Consider the following 2,376-nt stretch of genomic DNA (forward strand, 5'->3'; position numbering starts at 1 on the left):
GTAAGTGATCACGGGGTCTAAATTTTCCACTGGCGTCATAAGCCAGCATTTGCTATGGTGCAGTCATGGATACGACAGCACCTGTTTACCAGATTCGGGGTCGCCTCCTCAACCAAAACGACTTGGCCGAAATCCGTCAGGTCACCGCCGCCCAATGGGACCGGGGTCGGACGGCGATCTCGCGGACTCTCTGCCAACGCTGGCAGTGGCGGCAACCAAACGGCCAACTCAAGGACATGGCCTGCCGGAGTCTACTGTTGGCCCTGGAGAAAAAGGGCGAACTCAGCCTGCCTCCTCGCTTGCGGGAGACTTTCCGTCATCCCCGGCGGGCGGATCGCCGTTCATACGTTATCGACAGCACGGAACTGGCCGGGCCTCTCTCCGCTTTCGGCTCCTTGACAATCAAGATGGTACGCCGCACTCCCGACGAAGGGTTGTGGGATTACCTGATAGACCGCCATCATTATCTGGGCTCTCCCTGGATTGTCGGTTCCTACCTCAAGTACCTGGTCTGTCTTGACGGTCGCCCGGTGGCCTGCCTGGGCTGGGGCTCCGCCGCCTGGAAAGTGGCGGCTCGCGACCGGGTAATCGGCTGGAGCCATGAGCAGCGGGAAAACAACCTGGCCGGGGTGGTCAACAACGTTCGTTTCCTGATCCTGCCCCGGGTCAGGATTCCACATCTGGCCTCCAAGGTGCTGGCCCTGAACATCCGACAACTGGCCGGCGACTGGTTTGCTTTCTACCGCCAACGGGTCTTCCTGCTGGAGACCTTCGTGGACACCACCCGTTTCCGGGGCACCTGTTATCGGGCCGCCAACTGGGTTCCGGTGGGCGAGACCACCGGGCGCGGCAAATACGACCGTTACAATCAGCGGGCCGAACCAGTCAAAGCGGTGTTTCTCTATCCGCTGACCAAGGATTTCCGGGAGGAACTTTGTGGCTGACCCGGAATTCATCAACCCAGACTTCCAACTCAGCGACGCCGACCTGGAGAGGCTGCCACCCTCGGCCCTGCGCATGATCATCCGGCAACTGCTGGCCCATATAGCCCGGCAGGATCAGCGGATCAAGGAGCTGGAAGCCAAGGTCGGCAAGCTTGAGGCCAAACTCAACCAGAACTCATCCAACTCCAACAAGCCGTCCTCGGCGAATTCGCCGTACCAGGAAAACGACCCCAAGCCCAACAAGGGCAAACCCGGCGGCCGCAAGGGCCATAAAGGCCACCGGCAGCAGTTGATGACCCCGACCAAAACCGAGCCGGTGAACCCCGGTCCCTGTTCCTGCGGTTGCCGCACCTTCAAGGACCTGAAACCCTATTACACTCACCAGCATATCGAGTTGCCGGAAATCGTGATGACGGTCATCCACTTCATCCTCTACCAGGGAAAATGCACCGCCTGCGGCAAAACCGCCAAGGGTTATGTCCCGGAGGAATACCAAACCGGATTCGGCCCCCGCCTCTGTGCCTTGGTGGCCGAAATCGGTGGCATCGACGGCAACAGTCGGGAAACCATCCAGACCTTCTGTTCCTCGGTGCTGGGTTTCAAGATCAGCCTCGGGGCCATCCAGAAAGTCATCGACCGGGCCTCAACCGCCATCCTGCCCCATTACGAGGCAATCAGGGACAAGGCCCGCAGCGTGAAAGTCAACCACATCGACGAAACCACCTGGAAAAACAGTGGCAAACTCAACTGGCTCTGGGTAATGGCCAGCCCGGTGGTCGCCTTCTTCATGGTTCACACCAACCGCTCAAAGATCGCCTTTGAAACACTGATCGGGGCCTGGAACGGTATCCTGGTCAGCGACGGCTACCGGCTCTACCAGAGCTGGGTCAACCTGCGGCAAAGCTGCCTGAGCCACCTGATCCGCCGGGCCAAGGGCCTGGCCGAGCGGAGTGACCCGGAACTTGCAAAATGCGGTGCCTGGGCCAGAGACGAGTTGCGCCGTTTGTGCAAAATGGCCAAGGATCCACCTACCGAAGTCGAGTGGCGAGCATTTTATGCCCGGTTCTGCCGGCTGATTGCGCTGTATATCGATTCCGACAGCGAGGCGGGGACCCTTGTCCGCCATCTCGATGATGAAATGGATTCGCTGTTCACCTTCCTGCTGGAGGAAGGGGTTGACCCCACCAACAACTTCGGCGAACGGATGCTGCGTTTCGCCGTCCTCTGGCGCAAACGCAGCCAGGGCACCAACAGTGAAAAAGGCAACCGCTGGGTGGAGCGGATTGTGTCCCTCCGGCAGACTTGCCGCCTGCACGGCAAATCATCCTTCCAGGTGCTCGCGGATGCCATGAACAGCTATTTCAAAGAGCAGAAGCCCAACCTGGAATGGATCAGATCGGCGGCGTAATTAAAACAACCCTGTGATCGCTTA

Annotated in this window: 2 protein-coding genes; both read left to right on the top strand. The window is 59.4% G+C overall.

Annotated elements, in window-relative coordinates:
- Nucleotides 1-65: 65 nt before the first annotated feature.
- The gene (locus ACHHRT_RS13690) at nt 66-944 is read left to right on the top strand and encodes a Druantia anti-phage system protein DruA (RefSeq protein ID WP_395500328.1); all 879 of its coding nucleotides are present in this window, start codon (nt 66-68) and stop codon (nt 942-944) included.
- Complete coding sequence (tnpC, locus tag ACHHRT_RS13695) at nt 937-2,352, top strand: IS66 family transposase (protein WP_395500329.1); 1,416 nt, start codon at nt 937-939, stop codon at nt 2,350-2,352. The genes ACHHRT_RS13690 and tnpC overlap by 8 nt, the downstream gene beginning before the upstream one ends.
- Nucleotides 2,353-2,376 lie beyond the last annotated feature (24 nt).

It is taken from the genome of Desulfurivibrio modestus (genome assembly GCF_044068625.1).
Lineage (GTDB): Bacteria > Desulfobacterota > Desulfobulbia > Desulfobulbales > Desulfurivibrionaceae > Desulfurivibrio.

Excerpts from the sequence above, each read along its gene's own strand:
- ACHHRT_RS13690 (WP_395500328.1), top strand. The coding sequence starts at position 66 with ATGGATACGACAGCACCTGTTTACCAGATTCGGGGTCGCCTCCTCAAC.